This is a genomic window from Planktothrix sp. PLAVEN19ND, assembly GCF_057220675.1.
Genome location: NZ_CM170132.1, coordinates 1,676,903 through 1,696,171, shown reverse-complemented (window position 1 = coordinate 1,696,171; position 19,269 = coordinate 1,676,903). Strand labels below are relative to the sequence as shown.

Below are 19,269 nucleotides of genomic sequence, written 5' to 3'. Positions count from 1 at the left end.
TAAATAAACCCCAAGGACATTGAAATACAATGTTCTTGAGGTTAGATTTTTTTAATTTATGGGTCTGGAAACTGGAGCTTTAGGAATCGGAATAATCGGTTGATCCACGCTAATACTAACCGCATTCGGAGTAATAATCGGGATCAGCGGTTCATTCAAGGCAATTTGTAAAGGTTCCGAATTGTTCAGGGTTTCAGACTGGGCAAACATCGGAAAACGCCCGGAATTGCCGGGAATTGTGCTAGAAAAGGTCATGACTAATAAAGCCGCGATCGCAGTTCCTCCCCAAGTTGCTATTACACGAGTTCTCTGATTTAACTTTTGGAAAACGCGGGTGGCCAGTTGTTGCACCGAGATACTAGAAGCAGGGACAGGAGTATTTTGCAGACCCGAACGCAGGTGCAGGAGTTGTAGATAAGTGGCTTTAATCTGGGGATCGGTATCCAGCCACAACTGAACTTGACGACGCTCTGCAACCGTCGCTTCATTGTCCAGGTAAGCACTGAGTAATTGAATTTTAGGGTCAAGATCCGAGGGTTCCTCAGATAGATGTCCCCCGATGGTTGAGTAAGTTTGTAGTTCTGGATCAGAATTGTGCTTCATCGGAACACCCCCGTTGACCAAACATCAAATCAGACATGAGAAATTGGGGTTTAACCTATATAACTATTGTATGGGTATTAACCGGAATTGCACCCGCAAAAGCTGGCAATTATTTAGGGATTGAGATACACTTGCAGATCGGTTTGCAAGCGTTGACGCGCTCTGGCGATTCTCGATTTCACGGTTCCCAGGGAAACCCCGGTAATTTCGGCAATTTCTTCATAAGCTAATCCTTCAATTTCCCGCAGAACAATTGTGGTGCGGAACGCTTCGGGTAAATCGGCGATCGCTTCATGAAGATGACTATAAAATTCACGGGTTGCCATATCCTCATCGGGGCCTGGGCCATCGGCGGCGATTTCCCAATCCATTTCCCCATCTTCTATATTGCGAGGGGCATCTAAAGACAGGGGGGGTTTGACCCGTTTGCGCTTGCGGAGTTCATCGTAAAATAAATTAGTGGCAATTCGACTTAACCACCCCCGAAATTTGACGGGTTCCTGTAGGCGTTTAATATTGCGATAGACCCGAATCCAGATTTCTTGGGCGAGGTCGGCTCGATCCTGCCAGTCTGGAGCCAGGTGATAGAGAATCTTATCAACATGGGACTGATACCGACGCAGCAGTTCTGTAAAGGCCGCCTTATCTGGACAAACCCCCTCTTGACACCGCAAGACTAAATCGGTATTGGGGAGTTGTTCAAGGGGAAGTTGCTCTAGGGGGATAGAGACTTCAGCATTAGACCAGGAGATGGGGATAGATTGGCTCATGGGTGGAACTTGGTTGATGAAAGATTCCGTTAGGGGTTGACGCGACCCGGATTGATAGTGTTCCTGGGTTCAAACTTGTTAGTTAGGATACCAGGGCTAGAGATGAGCTTTTTCACCTAACGGGTGTTTTTCCCTTATATTAGTGGAAGTTTTGCCCTTTGTCATGAAAAATTTCTCATCAAATCCGGGTCATCGTTGTATTAAAGGATACGTTCGCTAGGATTGAATTTCGGGAAAATTGGCGGGTTAATAAAATTTATCTCTGGGAAACAGAAGTTATCAGGACTTACGCAAAACAACCATATCCAGTAGGGGCGAACGGCCGTTCGCCCCTACTGATGGTGTATAATTAGTTATTCTGCGTAAGTCCTAGTTATTTTAAAATTCGCCCCTAAATGAATCTTGTCTCATTAATCCTAGGAGGTATTTAAACCTGGGTATTTTTCTAATTTTCATCTTTTTTATAGGAGTAAATACTGCTTAATTAGAGGTGATAACCAGAAACTATTCTCGATTTTTTCTACTAAACAACGCCGTTGTAAAGATTGTAAGACATTAACTAATTCTAAGTCTAAATTGGGTTGTTTGTCTATTAATTTTGCCAGTTTTAGGGGTTGAGTTTCCCTAGCCAGTATGGACAATATTTGTTTTTCTCTATCGGACAGGCGATCGCACTGTTGCCGTAAAATATCTTTAACATCTTCGGGTAATAAGATGGTATCATTTTGTAATAAATCCGTAACATTGACTCCTAATTCTTGAATCAGAGTTGCGACACTTTTTAACCATAAAGGGTTGCCATGGTAACGGTGAATCAGTATTGAGTAGTCGATTTCTGCTAACCCGTAATCTCTGAGTATTTCCACGGCGGCTGCGATATCTAAACCATTGATTTGTAAGGTACGAATAGGATTATTTTGGCTTTCGATTTGAGAGATTTCTCTGGGTTGTTCCCAACCGATTAAAAGAAAGCAACTTTGATGGGATAATTTTTCTATCTGTTTAAAAAAATGGCGATATTCTTCATATTCTGGTTTATACTTTCCTGCCAATTCGCCACTACTGAAAAAATTGTGAACATCATCTAATATGATTAAACAGCGATGCTTTTGTAAATACTTAATTAGGGATAATGGTTTCGGTTTAGTTGTAGGGGAGTCTAGTTTTTCTGACTGGGAGAAAAGCTGAATTAGTTCCTGTTGAAATTCGTCTAGGGTGTGGGATACGTTTATAGTGCGCCAAATTATGTAATCAAATTGATTTTTTATTTGTTGTACGAGTTGTACTGCTAGGGATGTTTTCCCAATACCGCTCATACCCGTAATAGCAATCAGGCGACATTGTTCTTGTAAAATCCAGGTGGTCAGGGTTTTTAGTTCAGAAGTGCGATCGTAGAAGGTGCCTAATTCTGGCATCTCGCTTAAATCTTGATGTGGAGTTTCAGGTTGTTTTGTGTTAGGTGTTTCTTGATTTTGTGGGTGTGAGTTTGGTGTTTCTGGGGGGTGTCTTCCTTCTCCACAGAAGTTAAAACTACCGCTCATTACAACGTCTTGTGCAAAGTTTAAAACACCAGAGTTTTGTAACCTCTCCATTGCCGATCTAAAATTCTTTTTATTGATATTTTCCCCTAATTCTTCTGAAAGTAATTGCCATAATTCCGATCCAATTTCTCTGATGCGACTTTCAGAACATTCAAAGTCTTTCGCTATTTCTTTGTATGTCTCGCGTTGTAGAGTTCCTCGCAGTACCGCTGCTTGTAAATCGTCAAGATGTTGGCCTGTTTTCTCGAAAACTATGCGATCAGCGAGGTTTAACATTTCTTTAAGATTCATCTGGTTTGGTAGATGCGAGATTTTTTGTATTGTAGCTCACATCTGCCAACATTTTCGTACAATTTCGTACATTTTTGTAGAAAATTAGATTAAAGAGAGTGAAAGTGGGGAAAAAGTGGCGGCAAAATAGAACATTTTTGGGCTAGACAAAAGCTGGGATTGGCTGACATAATTAACAAAGATAAATTAATTAGCTAAATAAATTATACTAATTAAACTCAAACTAAGGAGAGTATAGAGTTGAATTACAAATTTAATCACCTTCGTTTTTCTAGAAGTTTAGTGAATTTATCAGCTATAGCTACTTTATTGCTATTTACTTCTTTTTCATGTTCAAAGGAAGTGGAACCACAACCCTACACTATATTTATAGTTCTAGCACCCATTGGTAATGTCAAACAGATAGATTTAGCAGACAAGTTTTTGACTTATGCAGAAAATGATCTCCTATTTCCTGGTTTCAATTATGAAATTCAAGGTATATGCCAAAATAGTTTAGAGAGTATTTCCTCACCTCAATATCTCCAGCGTGGTTCAAAAGATGCAATTATTACGCAACAAACGAAAGACTGGATTGCACAATCTTTCGACAAAAGCAGTAATCCGATTAAACTTAAATGCACGGAACGAGTGGAGAGCTTATCAAAATTCATCAATATTCTAAACGATTACCTCCGACAAAATCCTAACCGCCAAATATTTGTCTTTGGACAAATCCCTTGGGATGAAATTAGTGACAAAACCTATACACAACTAGAAAATGAAGTTAAAAAAATAGAAAAGAAGGAACAAATAAAAAAAATATACCTTTTTGGTAGATCAAAAACAGCCGGATTTAAAATTGTAGATATTTTCAAACCGTTTGGAGCAACGGTGGTTAAGTCGGAAAGTGATGGAACAACAGAGGTAGAAAATATGGTCAGCAATGCGAAAAAAGAAATAGAAGACACTGTAAAACAAACAAAAAAATGATTTAACGGTTTAAGTAAGTTATTCAATAGAGTTAATGCCATAATTATGAACGATAAAAATAATCAGCAAACCCCTGAAAAAACCCCTATAACCCTGAACTACCAAGCAATTGAAAAGAAGGCTGAGGAGAATACTAATGAGAAGATCAAAGCAATGTTTCATAGTAGCGATCTAAAGGGATGGTTTAAAGGTAGTAACGCTAGTTTATTTGCACGCATTATTTTAGAACTAGAACTAGCCACAGAAAGAATGCTTAGAAGTGAATATTTAATAGCAGGATTTAAGGCAAAAGAAAACTGGCTAAAAGAGGAGCAGGTTAAAATTAAGCAAGATATTGGTAAATATAAGGCTGGTTTAAAGCTATCAGAAGGAGGTGATTTTAATCCTTTTATTATATTAGAGTGGATTTTAAAAATTGGTTTAGCTTTTGTTCCCATTATTGCTTTAATCAAAATTATATACCCTGAAGCTCTAGAAGATAATAATATAGAAATAGATTGGCAAACTTGGCAGATTTGGTTGGCTATATTTGCAGGAATTGCTTTAGTTCAGCTAACATCTGAATCTATTTACAATTGGTTTATCAGTTCATCTAACTCTCAAGAAAAAAAAGAATATAAAAATCATTTTACTACCTTAAGTTTAGCATTAACAAAAAGGTTGTATAGACAACCAAATAAATCTAGTAATCAGGTTGGTAACTCTTCCAATAAAAGTACAATAACTGAACCTAATTATGAAAAAGCCAGCGATCCAAATATTATAAAAGATAATAATGATAAATTAGAGGGTAAGGTTAACTTGAACAATGCTCAAAAACGAAGCCAAATTCGGAGTTCTCATTTTTTTGGAATCGATCAATTTAGTTTATTATTAATTTTAATCTGGCTCTCGGAAGCACTAATTGGAGTAGCAGTTATTTTTCCTTTTATAAAAGCTAAAATTTATGCTGAATTAACGAAAGGTAGATCAGTATTCGATGTATCACCACTTCCACCACCACCATCTACAGTACATTGGTTGGACATATTTTTAGGAGTTTCTATATTTGCTCTGATTAACTTAATTTTTTCAGTTTCAAAAGCAAAGAGACACAATCATACGCTCAGACAAAAACAAGTTTTAAAATCAGCAATAGAATACGAAAAGAATATAAAAATTGACTTAGCACATTGTGAAAAACGCATAAAAGAAGCTCAAAAAGATTTCGGGATATATCGTAAAGAATACAACGAGTTACTGAGAGAAGATGGAGGTATTTTAAATCGACTCAGTGTTTTGTCAAATATGGCTTACACAGAGATGCCAAAACCGATGCAGCATTGGGAGCCAAATACAAAAACTCCTAATTCAGAGGTATTGTCAGAAGTACCTAACCAAACGAATAACAACCACAAAGAAAATCAATCTAGCAATCCAACCGTAGAATCTAGTAATGTTAACAACGAGGAATAACCTATGGCGAACAATAACTCTGGCAATAAAAAAAGTAAGCTAGACCAGTACCTTCATAGGCATTACTGGAGTGATGGTACTGTCGAAAAAAGCTATTCTTCCAATGATGAAGAGATAGAGACAAAAGTGAAAAATATCTTTGATGAAGGACTAAGTTCCGAAAAAACTGATTATTCAGTTAGTAATACTGATGGTCAAGAACTGCGAGAATTTCGTGCTTCCTTGTCCAGTCGTGGGAATTTTGGAAAAAAATCGGAAACATTAGGAAAATCAGGTCTTTCAGAAATATTAGGTGAAGACTTTGGTTATCGTTATGTAAAAGACGAGCTTCGATACGAAGATATTTTACATCCTGATGAAAAATCTATCAGTCAAGGTTACGATCACTTATGCTACGACCCTGAAAATGAGGATTTAGTGGTAGTTGAATACAAAGGGCAAGGTAGCGACAAAACGAAAGCTCAAAAAAGAGTAGATTGGACAGCTACGACTGCTGAGAAAATAATCAAAGCAGAATATCCTTATAACGAAGTTTCTGAATATGAACGGGAATTTGCTCAAAAAATGCTTGAAGGCCTGGAGAGAGGTGAGAGAGTTCGCTATGAAGTTATTCGTAGCTATGTTGATGAAAAAACAGGTGAGTTCTGGACTCAATTAGAGGAAAGTAAATTTCTGGAGAAAGAGTTCAATATTGATGGTGCAGAAGAAACAATAAATGCTTGGGATTATTTGCATCCAAAGAGACTTGAGAATTTAGATGATAAAAATGAAGTTGAAGAATCATCAGATGAAAAAGTAAATATTTGGGAGCTTCACTATCCTGAATATGTTGATGATTCAGATGAGGAAAGTGAACAAGATGAATTAAATGATGATAATGAAGAAAGTTATGATGATAAAAATGAAGTTGAAGAATCATCAAATGAAAAAGTAAATATTTGGGAGCTTCACTATCCCGAATATGTTGATGATTCAGATAAGGAAAGTGAACAAGATGAACAAGATGAAAATTTCTTTGAACGATCAGAGGATAATGATCGCACTGGTGATGATAAAGATATTGATAATGATGAAGCTGATGAATCAGCCGAAAAGGATGAGTCATCTACCAGTGAGAAGAAAGAATAAAATTTTCCAATAAATCTTTATATAAACAACTAGGAGCCAACCATGAAAAATTCATTTATACCCAATCCATTTCTACCTAAAAGAAGAGGAAATAAAGCTATTCTCCCAATGGATTTTGTTAAACAGATACAAAAAGCCGGTCATTTTCCTTCTTTGAGAACAGTGATTGATCAATGTAAGGATATAGAGACAAATGTAAAAGCTTCGTTTTGGTTTAATTTGATTTTTTATCCAGGTTATCGGGTATTTATTGGAAAAATTCGTGAAGTTGTCAGCAGCTATGAGTATGAAGAGATGAAAGCACTTATGCAAATGCTATTATACGACCCTGGAGAAATTAATGCGTCTACAATATTATGGATGCTATCTCTAGCGACTTTCTCATTTTTTCTTTTTTCCTTACTTTCTATTTGGCTAAAATTCGGGAATTTGCAAGTAACAGGAATCATGTTTTTGTTATTTTTGGTATTTTTTGGATTTCACTTCGCTATTTACATGAAGATCGATCAAGAGACAAAATTCACTGACACTTTTAAAGAGCTTAAGGAAAATATGGATGAATGCAATAAAGAGTTTGAGAGATATTTCAAAAAGGTAGTAGCTTTTGAAAATCAAATAGACGAAATAAAAATTGACTCTAAACTTAGTGAAGAGGTAAAAAGAAATGAACTTGAAGTTAAGCGCAACTTATTAGCATTAAACTATGAAATCATTGATTTTGAGTTTGATAAAGGCGGAAAATACAAACAAGAAACAGCAATATTAGATAACCAAATACAAGAACTCAAGAATAATACAGAAATTAAGCGCTTGAGGGAAGAGTTAGATGCGAGGGGGCTGACAGGAAAAGACCAGAGATTTATGGCTTATATGGAGACTATTAAATCCGTTTTAGTAGAGCAAGCCAAAGCGGTTACTACTAATATTAATGAAAAGAGAGACTTGTTAACTAAAATACAATTGATTGCCAATGCAGAAAGCCTAATAGAACAAGATGGTGTAGAGGGTTTGGGAAAAATAGATGTCAAAGATATGATAGAAAATTTGATGGGTACTGGCGAAGTACAGAGTGGGAATACTGTAAATACCACTGCTACAACTGTAGAGGAAGAAGCAGAAGAACTGGATGTTAATGATGACTGGGATCAATCAGTGGCCTAGTTTACAACTATTTCAATAAGGAATATTTATGCAATCTGGAAAAAGAGTTTTGAGTGCAAGTCGTGGAAAAAAAGTTAAACTGATTCTCAGGAGTAGTAAGTCAGTCAAATTTTACAAGAGATCCCTGTATGAACCCACATTTCGGAGTCGAGAAATATCCCGACGTTTTGACCTTAAACGTTTAGATTTGCCAACAAAGGTAGAATCCATATTACCACCAAAAAAGGAAGAGAAAAAAATATTTCTCGGTTTTGGCGGTAATCCCAATATGAAAATCCAGTATCCAATCTGGATGCCTTCACAAATATTTAACAGTAATATTTTTATTGGTGGTGCATCTGGTGGTGGTAAAACCTCGCTGATGTGCCGATTAGTAGCTGGTGCATTAAACACCTATGGAAACCGTTGTGCTAGGGGAGGCTAAAGGCGGTGAAGAGGGTTATAGTGACGGTGCTGCTTTTACAGAATTATCTGCGTATTTAAGTCATAGAATATTGGGCAATAAAAATACTTACCGATGGCCAAGGGGTAACTGCTGGTTTAATCCCCTATTAGAACTGGAGAATAAGACTCGGAAAGATGAGCGTGAGAATCTTTCTATCACCCGAACTAATATCAAAAATTTTGTTAATAGCTTATATGCCAATGTAAGTACCACAGATGCTCAGTATGGTGCAGCGATAGATAGGGTCAAAACTATCATCGGAACCTTAATAGAATACATGATTTATTTTCCACCTGAGAAACCTTCAGAAAACAGGTGTACACTAGAGACATTAGTAGCCTTTATCAACGACCCTAAACAATGGAAGAAAGCTAACACAAAATGTAAAAAATTTAGCAAAGATGATAAATTAGCGAGAAAGCAGCAAGTAGAGATTGTTACAGCTTTAACAAAAAACCGTTTCTTTCTGATTGCAGAGAAGCCGGATGATTTTGCAGCTGGTGTAACCGCAGGAGAACTTAATAGAATTTTAAACTTATTTAATCAACCCGATCTACTAAAATACACACAACCTGTCAAAGATGACAATGGAAATGCTCTACCACAATTAAAAATTAGCGATATTTTCGATCAGCGATCTTTAGTAGTTATTAGTCAGCCATTAAGTGATGACAGCGCCGGAATTACAGGTGCTATATTTTGGGATGCTATGTTAGTTTACGCTGTTAAGAAAGGCCCTAAACGTCAAGGTGAAAATGTCGTAGTTTTTTTAGATGAGACCTACAGATTACCAACTTCGAGACTGGGCGACGCGGCGGGAGAAACTAGACAATATCGTATTGGTCTTGTAGAAGTTACGCCAAAACTACCTGATGATACTAAATGGACAAACGAAAGCATCGTTTATCGAACTATTATTTCGGTATCTCCAGGCATTCAAAAGGTAGTTGAAGAAATATATACTAGGCTATTACCACGTCAAAAAAAGTTAATGAATATAACTATCACAACAAAGGACGGGAAACCTGATGTTGATGTAGAACAGAACAATAATCGTAACAGCGATCAAGCACAATCTGATAAAGGGGTTTCAGTTGCCTCTCTAGGTGATACAGGTGGAAAAACAGCAATTTTTCACTCTAATAATGACTTTATAGGAAGTCAACATCTTTTCTGGCTCGATCTTTACAATCCTTTATTTGAAGAAGAAATTTTCACAGAGCTTTTGCAGAATGCCTTACATAGTAAAATAGCTAGGCACGTAGCTGACTATATTTTAGGTTTAATTGACCCCCCGTGATTTTTTGTCAATAGCGATCGCGTCACCAAAACAAAGCGCGATCGCCGTTAAAACACAATTTTAAAGGCTAAAATAAATGTATATAATCTTAAACAAGCGATATGCCTCTCAGCGAACTTTTACCCACAGTTAATCAATTATCTCATCAAGATAAACTGCGACTCATTCACTTTCTCCTACTTGCAGTTGCCAAGGAACAAGGATGCAGCCTAGAACCTGCTGAAGATACTAATTCAGAAAATATACTTTTGAATCAACTAGCATCAACGAGTGCAGTTGTATGGTCTCCACAGGCAGATCAGGAATCAATTCAAGCATTATCAGAACTTCTAGCTACCGCCCAACAATCAGCCCATGCTTAATAGTCAGCGATTTCCATTTATAGAGCGAATTGAAACAAGATGATTTGTAGTGCGATCGCTCCTCCAAAAGAAAGCGCGATCGCAAATGCCTTGAAGATTAAAAACCCGATAACTTTCACGAAATCGGGTTTTTAGATCATACCTCAAGCAATCCCAAACCCCTTAGATGTCTAAATCAGTTAAATTTAAGCGAGGGGCGTGGGTTTCGATGAACTCCCGACGGGGGGCAACCCGATCGCCCATTAATATAGTGAAAATCCGATCAGCTTCGGCAGCATCTTCCACTTCCACCCGTTTAATCATCCGAGTTTCTGGGTTCATAGTAGTTGTCCAAAGTTGTTCGGGCATCATTTCCCCTAACCCTTTAAACCGTTGAATATTGTAGTTAGCATTGGCGGGTAAACTTCTCAAATGCTCCTGCAATTCTTGCTCATTGTAACAGTATTGATGGTTCCGTCCCCGTTCCACTTTGTACAGGGGAGGACAGGCAATATAAATATAGCCTTGATCGACTAATTCCCGTTGATAACGATAGAAAAAGGTCAGTAATAAAGTCCGAATATGGGCTCCATCAACGTCCGCGTCGGTATTATGACAGCAGAGTCCTCCGGTTCCACAAACAAAGTTTTCATCCCCATCAACGGAGAAGTCATAAACATACTCTCCGACTAATTCAATTTCCTCCGCCTTGACAACTTTTAATCCCATTAAATCTTCACTAATGGGTAAATAATCCATCGGTTTTTGAGTCGGAAGTTGTAGATAGGTGTTAAGTTTTTCTGCCCCTAAATGACGTTGCCAAATTAAACGACAACTTTCGAGTTGTTGTTTGCCACAAAGGGTCAGGGTATAGTAGGGATAACGGGTTTGAATTGGGGCTGTGTGATTCAATTGAGGTTGATGTTCACTGGTACTGCCAATTAATCCCAATTGTCCGAATAAATAGAGTAATCCATTCTTAATTGAATTGGAGTTAGTTGTCCAAGAAATATTCGCCCCACTGGTTGTACCATCCCCTAAGAAATACCCCTCTAAAAAGGCAAGTTGTAAAGGTTCAGTCACCGAGAAAACTAGATCGGGAATTTGTTTTTCATGGGATTTTTTTCCTAATCCCCAAGCCTGTAACAGTCGGGCAGCGACTACACTATTAAAGTAGAGTTTAATCCCCTGACTTTCGGGATCATTATAGCTGCGTGGTGTTTCCCCAAATACCTCTTGAATGGCTGCAATTAACTCAGGAATAAATCGCTCATCTTTTGTGCCTAAATTCAGGCTGACTTGATGTTTTGATAGGCTTCCTTCCGCCACATACCAACCCAAAAACCACATCAATTCTGAAGTAATGGGTAAATAGCGATCGAAGGCTTTATTCTGGTGGGCTTGAGGAACAATTTTTAGGTTATCCCCCAACTGAATTAACTCGCTGGGTGTGAAATATTCAATGGGTTTGTAATGACTCACTTCTCGCCAACGGGCGTTTTTACTGCTGTCATCTTGAGTCAGGAGTTGATCAATTTTAGAGGGTAGGGTTTGATAAACAATATTTTCGTTGCCTCCAATGGTCTCTAAATAATCTAAGAAATTAGACAAAATGGGTCGATTAATTCCCCGTTCCCAGTGACTAATCGTAATCGGTTGTTTGACTCCAATGGCAGTTGCCAATTGTTTTTGAGTCATGCCTAATGCTTGACGTTGGGCAATTAATTGTTGCCATCCTTCGGCATCTAATTCAACCCGAGTTTCACTGAATAATTCCGGTTTGTCAACCTTGGCTAAAATCCGCCGACTGGCAATTTTACGAACATCTTCTCCTTGTAAATATAAGGATTGAGTAACACCCGCTTCATAGAAGGTTCGGAGTAAATCAATCCGGGTTTGAGGTTCCGTTGAACGCGGCAAACGACGACTGGCAACTAACCAATCTCCGGGTTTAATTTCATTGCCTTTTTTGAGTTTAACTTCCCCATTTTCATACACAAAAACACTATGGGAAGATGTGACCTTAATTTGACGATTATAGCGAGTCGTCAGTTGATACATGGGTTCTTCATGCCCGTGACGAATTACGGCTTTAATCGGACGAAAACGGGTGGCATGGGTTACGGGATCAAAAGCAACCACTTGATAGCGTTCTGGGGTGCGTTTCCCTTCGATACACTCATCAATAAACTTGCCAATTTCTACAAATTCAGTTTTTCCGGTATCTTCCATTACTAGCGTGGGTTCATCACCCGCAACGCTCATAATTATGACTTTATGATACCGCAATTGAGAAGCATCAAATTCTTCTCCTTTTATCCCTAATCCTAGCGCTGTAATTAAGGATTGAATTTCATTATTTTTGTAGATTTTGGCATCATCGGTTTTCTCAATATTCAGGATTTTTCCGCGTAAAGGAAGAATGGCTTGGGTACGGCGATCGCGTCCTTGTTTCGCGCTATTATGCACAAATATACCCGCCGATAATGCGAAGTTATGACTATGGGGAACTTCAATATCATAAACATCATGACGTTCTTCTAACCATTCGATAGAAACGACCCGATGATTGTAGTTCCGAATAGCAGTTCTGGTGGCGACTTCATCTCCTTGAAAATAGCAATCGCAAAAGGTTTTAAAGGTCGGATCTTTTTGCGGTTTAAGAGAGTTTGAAGGGTTATATATTTGATAAAGTGAGGCTAGGGTTCGAGCATAATCGCTTTGATTTGATGCTTGATACTGAGATTCTAAACGCTCTTGATCTTCCCGTTGTTTTAATTGATAGGTATTAGCTAATACATGGGTATCAATCCATTGATCAGAACCTGGATTCCAAACCTTTTGATTTCCCTTTAATTCCCCATTATTTTCTAAGTAATGAAACGGCATTAAGGAATCTTCTGGGGTTAATTCTGCGGCTGCTTTATAAGTACGATCACGCAACATAAACGGGTGATCGGGAGTACAAATCAGGGTTTCTCCATTATCTAAAGTTAATTTCACGACTTGGGCATTTTTCTTCGTGAGTCGTGCATTGGTGATGTGTTCAATGGCGATATTGCCACTTTGATTAATGGTGTAGCAAAAATGCTCTTTCCCCTCAGCCTGCTCATCAACAATTTCTTTGATAGTTTTTTCTGATCCATCAGCAAGAGATATATAAGTAAAACTAAACAAACAACCGCCGGCGCTGTCCCCTTCGACTAAGAAAATCTCCGATTCATGGGGATCTCGGGTACTACAATCGGCTAATTTACCTGGCAATGGAGAGGATTCTAAGACCGATTTCCGACGGACTAAATCCCGTGCTCGTCGAGCGGCTTCTGCGGCTTTAAAGGCTTGAATGGCTTTCTCAATGATCGCATCGGCAACCCCGGGATTAAATTCTAAATATTCGGTTAAGGCTTCCCCCACCAAGGAGTCAACAATTCCCCGAACTTCTGGATTTCCTAATCGGGTTTTGGTTTGTCCTTCAAATTCAGGGTCGGGAACTTTGGCAGAAATAACGGCGGTTAGACCTTCTCTAATATTTTCCCCGCCTAAATTTGCCTCGCCTTCTTTGAGTTTATTCCGTTTACGGGCGATCGCATTTAAAGTTCGAGTCAAAACGGTTTTTAACCCTTCTAAATGGGTTCCCCCATCGATGGTTCTAATATTATTCGCAAAACCTAAAACCGTATCACTATAGGCATCGGTACACCACTGCAAAGCCACTTCTATTTGAACATTACTCCGTTCTCCACAAGTATAAATAATATCTTCATGGAGGGGTTGTTTATCGTTGTTCATGTAGGCGATATACTCCCGAATTCCGCCTTCATAACGGTAGGTTTCTATCCGGGGATTTTCGCGATTTAAGAGTTCTAAACGACTATCTGTCAGAGTAATTTTAACTCCCGCATTCAAATAGGCGAGTTCGCGTAAACGGGAGGCAATCGTATCACAATCAAACTCAATTCCGGTGGTAAAAATTGAAGTATCGGGTAAAAAGGAAACGGAAGTTCCGGTGCGGGCTTCTTTAATCGGTTTTGAGGTGAGTTCCGTGGCGGGAGTCCCCCGTTCAAAGCGTTGGGAATATTCTTTTTTATCCCGAAAAACCGTAACTTCTAACCATTCTGATAAAGCGTTAACAACAGAAACCCCGACCCCATGTAAACCCCCCGAAACTTTATAACCGCCACCCCCAAATTTACCCCCGGCGTGGAGAACGGTTAAAACCGTTTCTAAAGCGGACTTTCCGGTTTTAGAATGGGTATCGACGGGGATACCGCGACCATCATCGGTGACGGTGACGGAACCATTGGCGTTGAAATCGATTTCGATGTGGGTGCAATAGCCAGCCAGCGCCTCATCGATCGCGTTATCTACAACCTCGTATACTAAATGGTGGAGTCCTCTTGGCCCTGTGGAACCAATGTACATTCCGGGGCGTTTGCGAACGGCTTCCAAACCTTCAAGGACTTGAATTTGGTCGGCGCTGTAATTGCTGGTCATTTGATCACGACTCCAGTATTGGTTGAGTAAAAACGTCCCTTATGACGTTCTTACAGTAAAATGATAAAACTTTCAAAAATTGTAGCACAAATAGGTTAGAGAGGATCGTAGGGCATTCTCAAATCAAATTTGGACAGGGTTGATATATCCGGTTATTGGTGATGGGCACAAGGAGAAGGAAAGTTGACTATTTGTACAATACCACAGTCACCCCAGTTAATCGTCATCTGTGGTGCGACGGCTACGGGGAAATCGGGTTTGGCGATTCAGTTAGCGGAGCGTTTGGGGTCGGTGGTTTTGAGTGCGGACTCCCGTTTGGTCTATCGAGGGTTTGATATTGGGACGGCTAAACCTACCCTGGAAGAACGTCGGGGGGTTCCCCATTATTTGATTGATATTTGTGAACCAACGGAGACTTTAACCGTAGCAGATTATCAGGATCAAGCGCGAGAATTGATTAATCATACTTCTAATTCTGCTCCTATATTATTAGTTGGGGGGACGGGATTATATATTAAATCCATTGTGCGGGGAATGAAAATTCCTCGGGTTGCTCCTAATCCAGAATTGCGATCGCAACTTGAAGGTTTAGGGCAAGTACAATGTTATCAGATGTTGAAACAAATCGATGCGATCGCGGCACAGAAAATTCATGCCAATGATCAGTTTAGAACTCTACGAGCCTTAGAGGTTTATTATATCACCGGTCGTCCGATTTCTGAACAGCAAGGAGAAAATCCTCCCGATTATCCGATTTTACAAATTGGTTTAAATTGTGAACCAGAAGCATTAATTCATCGGATTAAAAAGCGGACAGAAAACATGATGGAAAGGGGATTTGTGCAGGAAGTTGAACAGTTATGTCAGAAATATGGCACTGATTTATCGTTATTAGAAACTTTAGGATATCAGGAAATTAAACAATATTTAGCGGGAGATATTTCTTTAGAAACAGCCCAGGAATTAATCGTATTACATACCCGACAATTTGCCAAACGCCAAAGAACTTGGTTTCGGGCTGTTTCTGAAATTCAATGGTTTGATGCTGATAGTTCTAATTTATTAGATCAGGTTTGGCAAGCTATTCTTGAGGATGGGTGAAATAATCTTGAAAATTTGCTTTATTTTCCCAAGGTGACAGAAAAATGCTATGATTGAACTAAAAAATATTCAATAAAAATGCTATGAATCTTAATCTTTCCTCTCTGAAATTATCTCCGTCGCTTCCTGTGAAATTTCATATTTTGCTTGATCGTTCAAATGCAACGCAAATACGCGCATCTTTTATAGAACTTCCTAACTAGCAGGTTGAAGCTTCAACACAGGAAGAAGCCCTAGAAAATTTAAAAACGTTGTTGTATACTTATTCTGATAAACTAGAAATTATTCCTTTTGAAATTGAAGAAGTATCTACTCAACAATTGGAAAACCCTTGGTTGAAATTTGCGGGTGTTTTTCAGGATGATTCTGACTTTGCTGAAATTGCTAAAAGTCTTATAATTGAACGATATGATGATGATGTTGAGATTAAAGAAAGTTTAGATTTTGACTTATACGAGATTAAGGTGGGTTTTACCCACCTTATATTAACATTAACTACCCGGAATTGTCACATCAATTGTAGTGACTTTTGATTGATTATCTAAACTACTTAAATCTGGACTAATCAACGCTTTATTTCCGACAACTAAAATCACCAACTTGTCGAAATTAAGATATTGTTGAGCGACTCGTTGAACATCTTCGATGGTTGTTGCTTGGACTTGACGTTGATAATCAAAGATAAAATCTTTGGGATAGCCATAATATTCATACTGCATTAAACGGGATAAAGTTTGAGCCGGATCTTCAAACTTGAAAATAAAAGAATTCAAGGTAGATTCTTTTGCATAGGTTAATTCTTCCAACTTAATTGGTTCTTTTTTTAACCGTTCAATTTCAGTTTTAACCCCTTGAATGAATGGAACTGTTGCTTCAGAACGGGTTTGTCCTCCGGCATTAAAAACCCCGGGATAATCATAACTTGCACCCCAATATCCATAAACAGAATAGGCTAACCCTTGGCGCGATCGCAGATTATTAAATAACCGTCCACCGAACCCGTTTAACACCCCATTCATAACCGCCAATTTGGGATAATCGGGATCATTTAATAACCCGCCTAAATGACCCATTTCCACATAACTTTGATTAAGTTGCGGTTGATCAACAAAGAAAATACCGCCCAAATTAGCTTGAGAAACCGCAGGAAGGGGAGGGATAACGGCTTTTTGACTCGGTTTCCAAGTTCCTAATTTTTCATCAATTAACGCCTTCATTTTTGCTCGATCAAAATCCCCTACAATTCCCAAAATCATAGTTTCAGGATGAAAATATTTTTCATAAAAATCAACTAAACTCTCACGCTTAATATTATTCAAGGTGGCATATTCTGCGATGCGGGCGTAGGGACTATCTGCACCATAAATCACCTTAACAAACTCCCGTGAAGCAATGTCTCCTGGGTTATCATTCCGACGGGCAATTCCGCCTTTAGCTTGAGTTTTTGCTAAGTCTAATTGATCCTGCGGAAACAGGGGATTGCGAATAACATCCGTAAACAATCCAAACACCAAGTCTAAATCTTCTGTTAATCCTGAAAATCCAACACTACCAGAAGTTGTAGAAATTCCGGCTTCAACGGAGGCGGCTTTTTGTTCTAATAATTGATTCAATTGATCGCCGGAATGTTGACGAGTTCCTCCATTTCGCATCACCTCGGCGGTAATACTTGCTAAACCCACCTTATCCGCAGGTTCAAATCGATCTCCGGTGTGAAATAACGCACTTCCTCCTACTAAGGGAAGTTCATGATCTTCGACTAAATAAACTGTAATTCCATTGTCTAATTGATAGCGTTCATAATCAGGAAGTTTAAGGGTTGGTAAGGGAGAAAAAGTTAAATCGGTGTAATGTTTGGGCGTAGAAGCAATTGCCGGAATATGGCTAAACGCGGTAAAAAAGAAGGTCGTTAGCAATAATCCAGCCAAAAAAAGTGTGGATTTTTTCAAGTTTAGGGTTTTCAAAGTCAACATAGTGAATGGAAAGGTTAATCAAGATAGAATGAGTCAGGATAAAATTAGGTGATGTTAAAGTTTATTCCTCGGATAATAGGCGGCCAATGGTGCGTTTTTGCGGAATAAATACGTCTTGAGCCACCCGTTGAATATCTTGGGGAGTAATGGCATCAATTTTTTCTAATTCCTCAAATAAGTTGATCCAAGATCCAGTTTTGACTTCATATCCCACTAAAGCAAATGCCATTCCCATATTAGAATCTAAGGATCTTAACAAACTGGCTTTAGCTTGAGTTTTAACCCTGTCTAATTCGGTTTCAGACACCAATTCTGTTTTCAGTCGTTCAATTTCTTTGCGGAGGGAAATTGCCACTTCATCAACGGTATGACCGGGTGCGGGCATGGCATAAAATAACATTAAATTGGTGTATTTATTACCCGGATATCCACTTGATCCTTGGGCGGTTAAAGCAATTTGTTGTTCTTCAACTAAGGATTTATACAAACGAGAAGTTCGACCATCACTCAGAAGACTGGAAATCATATCATAAATCACAGAATCAGGATGATTAGCCGCCGGACTGGGATACCCTTCCAAATACCAAGGTTGAGTTTTTAAGGTTAAAGTCACTTCCCTAGTTTCGGTTTGAGGTGGCTCAACAATATTCAATTCAGGGGGTTTCGGTCTGGCGGGATAGCGACCAAAATAAATTTCTGCTAAACGTTTGACTTCCGTGGGGTTAACATCCCCAACAATTGCTACGGTTAAATTATTAGGAACATAGTAGGTTTCAAAGAAATTTTTAACATTTTCACGAGTTAAATTTTCTAAGTCTTGTACATAGCCAATCACAGGACGACGGTAGGGATGAGCTTTGAATGCTGTGGCGGAAAATGCCTCGATCATTTGACCAATGGGAGAATTTTCTGTTCGCAAGCGACGTTCTTCTAAAATGACCTGTTTTTCTTTGTAAAATTCCCGAAATACGGGTTCTAAAAATCGCTCAGATTCTAGGGACATCCACAGTTCTAATTTGTTAGCAGGAAGGCTATAAAAATAAGAGGTAGCATCGGCGGAGGTTGTGGCATTGAGTCCTACACCTCCAGCTTGTTCTACAATTCTACCAAACTCATTTTGCTTGACATATTGATTGGCTTCGCGACTTACTGTTTCTAAATCAATGATTAATTGTTTTAATTTTTCCTGGTTTCCTTCGGCTTTAGCTTGTTTAATTTGTGCAAAAATCTGATCTTGCTTTTCTAAAAGAGGTTGTTCGGCTTGATAATTGGTTGTACCAATATGTTGAGTTCCTTTAAAAGCTAAATGTTCTAAATAATGGGCGACTCCCGTTTGTCCGTCGGGTTCATTGGCTCCTCCAACATCGGCATAAATTAAGAAAGAAATAACCGGTGCTCGATGTCTTTCTAAGACAATAAATCTCATGCCATTATCAAGAGTAAATTCGGTAATTTCTCGCTGCACTCGTTTTAAATACGGTTGAATTGAAGAATTTGCAGGGGCAATTTCATCTCCCCAAACAGCTTGAAATCCCATTACCCAAAATAAACATAGACTTAACAGCACAACGGACAAACGTTTCCCCGCAGGGGATAGTTTGTGAGTTCTTTGTTTCCCTCGGAAAAAATAATCCCAAAACATAGGTTTTTAGCGGTATAACTTGACAAAAATGCGAGAACAACTAAGGTCTAAT

General features: G+C 38.7%; 15 protein-coding genes. 9 read left to right on the top strand and 6 right to left on the bottom strand.

Going from position 1 to position 19,269, the window contains the following annotated elements:
• Window positions 1–51: 51 nt before the first annotated feature.
• The 3 genes from AC2D3N_RS07185 to AC2D3N_RS07175 form a co-directional block, all read right to left on the bottom strand.
• Entirely contained in the window at window positions 52–603 is a 552-nt protein-coding gene (locus AC2D3N_RS07185; protein ID WP_484693209.1) for an anti-sigma factor family protein, read from the bottom strand.
• Between the two features lie 113 nt (window positions 604–716).
• Window positions 717–1,373, bottom strand: coding sequence for a sigma-70 family RNA polymerase sigma factor (locus AC2D3N_RS07180; RefSeq protein WP_079679083.1), 657 nt, complete (start codon window positions 1,371–1,373; stop codon window positions 717–719).
• Window positions 1,374–1,834: 461 nt separating this feature from the next.
• Window positions 1,835–3,205: a helix-turn-helix domain-containing protein gene (locus AC2D3N_RS07175; protein ID WP_484693208.1), complete on the bottom strand. Its 1,371-nt coding sequence runs from the start codon at window positions 3,203–3,205 to the stop codon at window positions 1,835–1,837.
• A 240-nt stretch (window positions 3,206–3,445) separates the two neighbouring features.
• On the opposite strand from AC2D3N_RS07175, the gene AC2D3N_RS07170 reads away from it, so the two are divergent.
• From AC2D3N_RS07170 to AC2D3N_RS07140, 7 genes are all read left to right on the top strand, one after another.
• Window positions 3,446–4,177 (top strand): hypothetical protein, encoded by a 732-nt coding sequence (locus AC2D3N_RS07170; protein WP_484693207.1) that lies wholly within the window; start codon window positions 3,446–3,448, stop codon window positions 4,175–4,177.
• Window positions 4,178–4,222: 45 nt separating this feature from the next.
• Complete coding sequence (locus AC2D3N_RS07165; RefSeq protein ID WP_484693206.1) at window positions 4,223–5,632, top strand: hypothetical protein; 1,410 nt, start codon at window positions 4,223–4,225, stop codon at window positions 5,630–5,632.
• Window positions 5,633–5,635: 3 nt separating this feature from the next.
• Entirely contained in the window at window positions 5,636–6,760 is a 1,125-nt protein-coding gene (locus AC2D3N_RS07160; protein ID WP_484693205.1) for a hypothetical protein, read from the top strand.
• 42 nt (window positions 6,761–6,802) lie between these two features.
• Window positions 6,803–7,921, top strand: coding sequence for a hypothetical protein (locus tag AC2D3N_RS07155; RefSeq protein WP_484693204.1), 1,119 nt, complete (start codon window positions 6,803–6,805; stop codon window positions 7,919–7,921).
• 28 nt (window positions 7,922–7,949) lie between these two features.
• The gene (locus tag AC2D3N_RS07150) at window positions 7,950–8,345 is read left to right on the top strand and encodes a hypothetical protein (protein WP_484693203.1); all 396 of its coding nucleotides are present in this window, start codon (window positions 7,950–7,952) and stop codon (window positions 8,343–8,345) included.
• Window positions 8,317–9,666: a hypothetical protein gene (locus AC2D3N_RS07145; protein WP_484693202.1), complete on the top strand. Its 1,350-nt coding sequence runs from the start codon at window positions 8,317–8,319 to the stop codon at window positions 9,664–9,666. Before AC2D3N_RS07150 ends, AC2D3N_RS07145 begins: the two co-directional genes overlap by 29 nt.
• Before the next feature lie 101 nt (window positions 9,667–9,767).
• Complete coding sequence (locus AC2D3N_RS07140; protein WP_042155248.1) at window positions 9,768–10,028, top strand: hypothetical protein; 261 nt, start codon at window positions 9,768–9,770, stop codon at window positions 10,026–10,028.
• A gap of 162 nt (window positions 10,029–10,190) precedes the next feature.
• On the opposite strand, the gene AC2D3N_RS07135 is transcribed toward AC2D3N_RS07140, so the two are convergent.
• Window positions 10,191–14,501 carry an ATP-binding protein gene (locus AC2D3N_RS07135; protein ID WP_484693201.1) on the bottom strand — a complete coding sequence of 1,437 codons (4,311 nt, stop codon included), beginning with the start codon at window positions 14,499–14,501 and terminating at the stop codon, window positions 10,191–10,193.
• A gap of 183 nt (window positions 14,502–14,684) precedes the next feature.
• Here AC2D3N_RS07135 and miaA point away from each other — a divergent pair, with 183 nt between their 5' ends.
• Window positions 14,685–15,602 carry a tRNA (adenosine(37)-N6)-dimethylallyltransferase MiaA gene (miaA, locus tag AC2D3N_RS07130; protein ID WP_234996677.1) on the top strand — a complete coding sequence of 306 codons (918 nt, stop codon included), beginning with the start codon at window positions 14,685–14,687 and terminating at the stop codon, window positions 15,600–15,602.
• Window positions 15,603–15,856: 254 nt separating this feature from the next.
• A complete protein-coding gene (locus tag AC2D3N_RS07125; RefSeq protein WP_484693200.1) occupies window positions 15,857–16,135 on the top strand; it encodes a hypothetical protein in 279 nt (92 codons plus the stop codon).
• Here AC2D3N_RS07125 and AC2D3N_RS07120 read toward each other — a convergent pair.
• Both AC2D3N_RS07120 and AC2D3N_RS07115 read right to left on the bottom strand, forming a co-directional pair.
• On the bottom strand, window positions 16,094–17,575 hold the full coding sequence (locus AC2D3N_RS07120) for a M16 family metallopeptidase (protein ID WP_079679100.1): 1,482 nt from the start codon (window positions 17,573–17,575) through the stop codon (window positions 16,094–16,096). The two genes, AC2D3N_RS07125 and AC2D3N_RS07120, sit on opposite strands and share 42 nt — an antisense overlap.
• A gap of 61 nt (window positions 17,576–17,636) precedes the next feature.
• On the bottom strand, window positions 17,637–19,112 hold the full coding sequence (locus AC2D3N_RS07115; protein WP_484693738.1) for a M16 family metallopeptidase: 1,476 nt from the start codon (window positions 19,110–19,112) through the stop codon (window positions 17,637–17,639).
• Between the last annotated feature and the right edge of the window lie 157 nt (window positions 19,113–19,269).

Excerpts from the sequence above, each read along its gene's own strand:
- AC2D3N_RS07140 (WP_042155248.1), top strand. The coding sequence starts at position 9,768 with ATGCCTCTCAGCGAACTTTTACCCACAGTTAATCAATTATCTCATCAA.
- AC2D3N_RS07150 (WP_484693203.1), top strand. The coding sequence starts at position 7,950 with ATGCAATCTGGAAAAAGAGTTTTGAGTGCAAGTCGTGGAAAAAAAGTT.
- AC2D3N_RS07185 (WP_484693209.1), bottom strand. The coding sequence starts at position 603 with ATGAAGCACAATTCTGATCCAGAACTACAAACTTACTCAACCATCGGG.
- AC2D3N_RS07180 (WP_079679083.1), bottom strand. The coding sequence starts at position 1,373 with ATGAGCCAATCTATCCCCATCTCCTGGTCTAATGCTGAAGTCTCTATC.
- AC2D3N_RS07145 (WP_484693202.1), top strand. The coding sequence starts at position 8,317 with ATGGAAACCGTTGTGCTAGGGGAGGCTAAAGGCGGTGAAGAGGGTTAT.
- AC2D3N_RS07155 (WP_484693204.1), top strand. The coding sequence starts at position 6,803 with ATGAAAAATTCATTTATACCCAATCCATTTCTACCTAAAAGAAGAGGA.
- AC2D3N_RS07165 (WP_484693206.1), top strand. The coding sequence starts at position 4,223 with ATGAACGATAAAAATAATCAGCAAACCCCTGAAAAAACCCCTATAACC.
- AC2D3N_RS07160 (WP_484693205.1), top strand. The coding sequence starts at position 5,636 with ATGGCGAACAATAACTCTGGCAATAAAAAAAGTAAGCTAGACCAGTAC.
- AC2D3N_RS07135 (WP_484693201.1), bottom strand. The coding sequence starts at position 14,501 with ATGACCAGCAATTACAGCGCCGACCAAATTCAAGTCCTTGAAGGTTTG.
- AC2D3N_RS07120 (WP_079679100.1), bottom strand. The coding sequence starts at position 17,575 with ATGTTGACTTTGAAAACCCTAAACTTGAAAAAATCCACACTTTTTTTG.
- AC2D3N_RS07115 (WP_484693738.1), bottom strand. The coding sequence starts at position 19,112 with ATGGGATTTCAAGCTGTTTGGGGAGATGAAATTGCCCCTGCAAATTCT.
- AC2D3N_RS07175 (WP_484693208.1), bottom strand. The coding sequence starts at position 3,205 with ATGAATCTTAAAGAAATGTTAAACCTCGCTGATCGCATAGTTTTCGAG.